Annotated in this window: 4 protein-coding genes; 1 reads left to right on the forward strand and 3 read right to left on the reverse strand. The window is 69.1% G+C overall.

The features are described 5' to 3' along the window. Positions 1-441, forward strand: a 441-nt coding sequence (locus ACESL5_RS07020) for an FtsX-like permease family protein (protein ID WP_372592066.1), incomplete at its 5' end; no start/stop codon positions are given. Here ACESL5_RS07020 and ACESL5_RS07025 read toward each other — a convergent pair. The 3 genes from ACESL5_RS07025 to glnL form a co-directional block, all read right to left on the reverse strand. Further along, complete coding sequence (locus tag ACESL5_RS07025; RefSeq protein ID WP_372592067.1) at positions 438-1,181, reverse strand: ParA family protein; 744 nt, start codon at positions 1,179-1,181, stop codon at positions 438-440. The two genes, ACESL5_RS07020 and ACESL5_RS07025, sit on opposite strands and share 4 nt — an antisense overlap. Before the next feature lie 107 nt (positions 1,182-1,288). Continuing rightward, complete coding sequence (gene ntrC, locus ACESL5_RS07030; protein WP_372592068.1) at positions 1,289-2,752, reverse strand: nitrogen regulation protein NR(I); 1,464 nt, start codon at positions 2,750-2,752, stop codon at positions 1,289-1,291. 7 nt (positions 2,753-2,759) lie between these two features. Continuing rightward, positions 2,760-3,863 (reverse strand): nitrogen regulation protein NR(II), encoded by a 1,104-nt coding sequence (gene glnL / locus ACESL5_RS07035; RefSeq protein WP_372592069.1) that lies wholly within the window; start codon positions 3,861-3,863, stop codon positions 2,760-2,762. Between the last annotated feature and the right edge of the window lie 229 nt (positions 3,864-4,092).

Here is a 4,092-nt window from a genome sequence, read left to right on the forward strand (position 1 = left end):
CTGACGCTGTTCGACCTCTCGCGCATCCTCGAGGAGGTGCGGACTCTCATCGCCCGGGCGAGCCAGGCGGTGGAATACGTGTTCGCCTTCACGGTGGCGGCGGGAATCGTGGTGCTGCTGGCCGCGTTCGGCGCCAGCGAGCGACAGCGCATCCACGACGCGGCCGTGTTGCGGGTGATGGGGGCGAGCCGCCGGATGGTCTTCCGGGCGCTGTGGATCGAGTTCCTGGCGCTCGGCCTGCTGGTGGGGTTGCTGGCCGCGATCGCTGCCACGGGGGTGGGGATGCTGCTGTCGGCGAAGGTCTTCGACCTGCCCGCGGCGCCCAACCCCTGGCTGCTCCCCTGGGGGCTGGCGGCCGGTGTGCTGCTGGCGGCGCTGGTCACTCCGCTGCTGGGACGGCGGATGACGCGGGTCGCCCCGGCGCGGGCCCTGAGGAACTAGCCGAACAGCGCGTCGATCTCCTCCCAGAGCGAGCGATAGGCCTGGCTGGCCGGGTGACGTGGCTCGCGGTAGACGGAGGGCTGCTGATCGTCGCCCATCTGCTCGATCAGCGAGGCGTAGGGGATCTGCGCCTCGAGCAGCTCGGGCATGTCGTGGCGATGGCGTTCGGCGAAATCGCGGTGCAGGGTACGGCGGCGATCGACCATGCTCAGGAAGGCGCGCAGCTGGTCGGGGTGGATCCCGCGGTCGCGCAGATGGCCCTTGAGCTGGAACCAGGTCCGTTCGGACAGGTGCGTGGGCACCATCGGCACCAGCACCATGTCGGCCGCGCGCAGGATGTTGTCGGCAAGCAGGGACAGCCCGGGCGGCGCATCGATCCAGATCTCCTCGAACTGTTCGGCCAGCGGGTCGATCAGCTTGGCCAGCCGGTAGCCGGCATCCTTCTTGTCGGCCAGATGATGCTCGATCGCCTGCTGCCCCGGCAGGGCCGGCAGGACCCAGAGGTGGCTGTGGATGGTGGGCCGCACCGAGGCGGCCAGCCCCTTGGGCTTCAAGAGCTTCTTCACCGAGCGCTCCGCGCCCGCCTCGGTCTGCAGGTACCACGAGGCGGCACTCTGCGGGTCGAGATCCCAGACCAGCACCTGCCGGCCGGCCGCGGCGGATAGCGCCGCCAGATTCACCGCCGAGGCGGTCTTGCCGACCCCGCCCTTGACCGAATAAAGCGCCACCGTCTGGGCCATGCCGATTTCCTGCTCCTGCCGCGTGTGAACCTCGCCCCGAGCATAGCACCGGGCAGGGACGAATCATGTGACAGCTCGGCGCGCTCGAACCACGCCTGCACCCTGGCTCAGTGCTCGCCCAGTTCCTTGAGCTTGCGCGTGACGGTATTGCGCCCCCAGCCGATCAGCGCGGCGGCCTTCTGCTTGTGGCCGCCGGTGTGGGCCAGAGCGGCCTGCAGGAGGGTGCGCTCGAAGGCGGGTCCGGCGGTGGCCAGCAGGTCCTCGTCTCCGGCCTTCAGGCGCGCCTCGGCCCAGCGCGAAAGATCGCTGGTCCAGCGCGACAGCAGCTGGTCCTCGCCGACGCCGGCCTCGCCGCCTTCCGCTCCCTGGCGGACGGTATCGGGCAGGTCGTCGACACCGATCTCGTTGCCCGGCGCCATCACGGTCAGCCAGCGCGCGATGTTTTCCAGCTCGCGCACGTTGCCCGGCCAGGGATACTCGCACAGTCGCGCCTCGGCCTTGGGGGTAAGCGTCTTGACGGGCACGCTCAGTTCCTCGGCCGCGCGGGCGAGAAAGAAGCGCATCAGCTGCGGGATGTCCTCGACCCGTTCGCGCAGGGCCGGCAGTTTCAGGCGGATGACGTTGAGCCGATGGAACAGGTCCTCACGGAACCGTCCTTCCTTGACCAGGTCCTCGAGGCGCTGGTGGGTGGCCGCGATCACCCGCACGTCGCTCTTGATCAGCGAGGTGCCCCCGACGCGGTAGAAGTGCCCGTCGGAGAGCACCCGCAGCAGTCGGGTCTGCAGCTCGAGCGGCATGTCGCCGATCTCGTCGAGGAACAGGGTGCCCCCCTGTGCCTGCTCGAAGCGGCCGCGGCGCTGGGCCGACGCGCCGGTGAACGCGCCCTTTTCGTGGCCGAACAGCTCCGACTCCAGCAGATCCTTCGGGATAGCGGCGGTGTTCAGGGCGACGAACGGGCCGCTGCGACGCTGGCTGTGGCGGTGCAGCGCCCGGGCGACCAGTTCCTTGCCGGTACCCGACTCCCCGTTGATCAGCACGGTCACCGACGAGCGGGCCAACCGGCCGATGGCACGGAAGATCTCCTGCATGGCCGGGGCGTTGCCGATCAGCTCGGAGGTCGGCTCGCCGGCGTCCTGATCGCTCGCGACTCGAGAGGACCGCTCCCGCGATGCGTCAAAGGCACGCTCGGCGAGTCGCACGGCCTCGTCGATGTCGAACGGCTTGGCGAGGTAGTCGAAGGCCCCCTTCTCGAAGGCACCGACGGCGCTCTCGAGGTCGGAGTGCGCGGTCATGATCACGACGGGGATCTCGGGGTGTTCCTCGGCCAGCCGGGTCAGGAAAGTCAGGCCGTCCTCGCCGGGCATGCGGATGTCGGAGAAGATCACGTCCGGGCGGTCGCCGCGGTCGAGGCGCCCCTGGGCCGAGGCGACCTCCGCGAACGACTCGACCTGGAAGTCGGTGGTGGCCAGTGCCCGTTCGAGCACCCAGCGGATCGCCTGGTCGTCGTCGATCACCCACAGCCGTGGCGCGGGGTTCCCTGGGTTGGCGTGGTCGTTGGCTGAAACGTTCATGCTCGGATCACTCGCTGGCGGCGGTGGACGGCGGGCCGGAGACCCCCTCGGGATGGATGGGCAAGATCACGGAGAAGCGGGTCAGGCCCCGCTTGGGCACGAACTCGATCATGCCCTGGTGGCGCTCGACGATCGTCTGCGCCAGGGACAACCCCAGCCCGCTGCCCCCGGCGCGGCCACTGACCATGGGCAGGAACAGCGTTTCGACCAGCTCCTCGGGCACGCCCGGGCCGTTGTCCTCGACATCGATGCGCACCGCCAGCCGGTGGCGCTTGCCATGGACGGTGAACTGGCGCAACACGCGGGTGCGGAAGGTAAGCCGGGGGGATTCGACCTCGCCCTCGCGCATGGCCTGGACGGCATTGCGGGCGAGGTTGAGCAGTACCTGCACCAGCTGGTCGCGATCCGCCCAGACCTCCGGCAGGCTGGGGTCGTAGTCCAGTTGCCAGTCGAGCCGCTCGCCACCGGCCTCGACGCGCAGCAGCTGGCGCACCTGCTCGAGCGGCTCATGGATGTTCACCCAACGGCAGTGCAGGCGGTCGCTGGGGCCGAGCATGCGGTCGATCAGGACACGCAGGCGATCGGTCTCCTGCAGGATGATGCGGGTGTACTCGGTCAGGGAAGGATCGGGCAGCTCGCGTTCGAGCAGCTGCGCGGCGCCGCGCAACCCGCCGAGCGGGTTCTTCAGCTCGTGAGCCAGCCCGCGCATCATCTGCCGGGTGGTCATCTGCAGCGAATTGATGCGCGCGTCCCGCGAGATGCGCAGGTGACGCTCGATGTCGTTGAACTCCAGCATCACCCGGGCGGCCGGGAAGTCCGGTCGCGGGGTGATGGCGCAGTCGGCCACCCGGGTGAGCTCATGAGCCAGCGTCAGCTCGATCTCGCGCAGGGTCATCACCTGCTGGCTGGCGAGCGCCTCGTCGATGGTGTGGGCCAGCAGCGGGTTTGCCGACAGCACCGTGTCGAAGCCGGACTTGAGCGCGGCGCTGTAGCTCGTCCCGAGAAACTGCTCGGCCGCGGAATTGAGATAGATCGGGCGGTTGCGATCGTCCAGCACCACGATCGCGGTATTGAGCGTGTCGGCCAGCCGGGGCTCGGATCTCGGGTTCATGTCGTCTCCACCGGGTGCGGAATGGGCAGGGGGCGCCGATCACCCCACCGCTCTGGTGGCTATTTTGGTGCAAGTAGCGTGCCCATGCCCCGATCAGCTCCGCTGGGTGTCACGGACGCGAGCCGACGGGGCTCGCCCGCGCGGACATGGCAGCCGGCCACGTGCGACCGACTGCCAGATGCACCGTTCTAGTGCAGAAGGATAGACGACTGCCCCGTCATTGGTCAGG

The sequence above is a fragment of the Guyparkeria sp. genome (assembly GCF_041687595.1).
Taxonomy (GTDB): Bacteria; Pseudomonadota; Gammaproteobacteria; order Halothiobacillales; family Halothiobacillaceae; genus Guyparkeria.

Excerpts from the sequence above, each read along its gene's own strand:
- glnL (WP_372592069.1), bottom strand. The coding sequence starts at position 3,863 with ATGAACCCGAGATCCGAGCCCCGGCTGGCCGACACGCTCAATACCGCG.
- ntrC (WP_372592068.1), bottom strand. The coding sequence starts at position 2,752 with ATGAACGTTTCAGCCAACGACCACGCCAACCCAGGGAACCCCGCGCCA.
- ACESL5_RS07025 (WP_372592067.1), bottom strand. The coding sequence starts at position 1,181 with ATGGCCCAGACGGTGGCGCTTTATTCGGTCAAGGGCGGGGTCGGCAAG.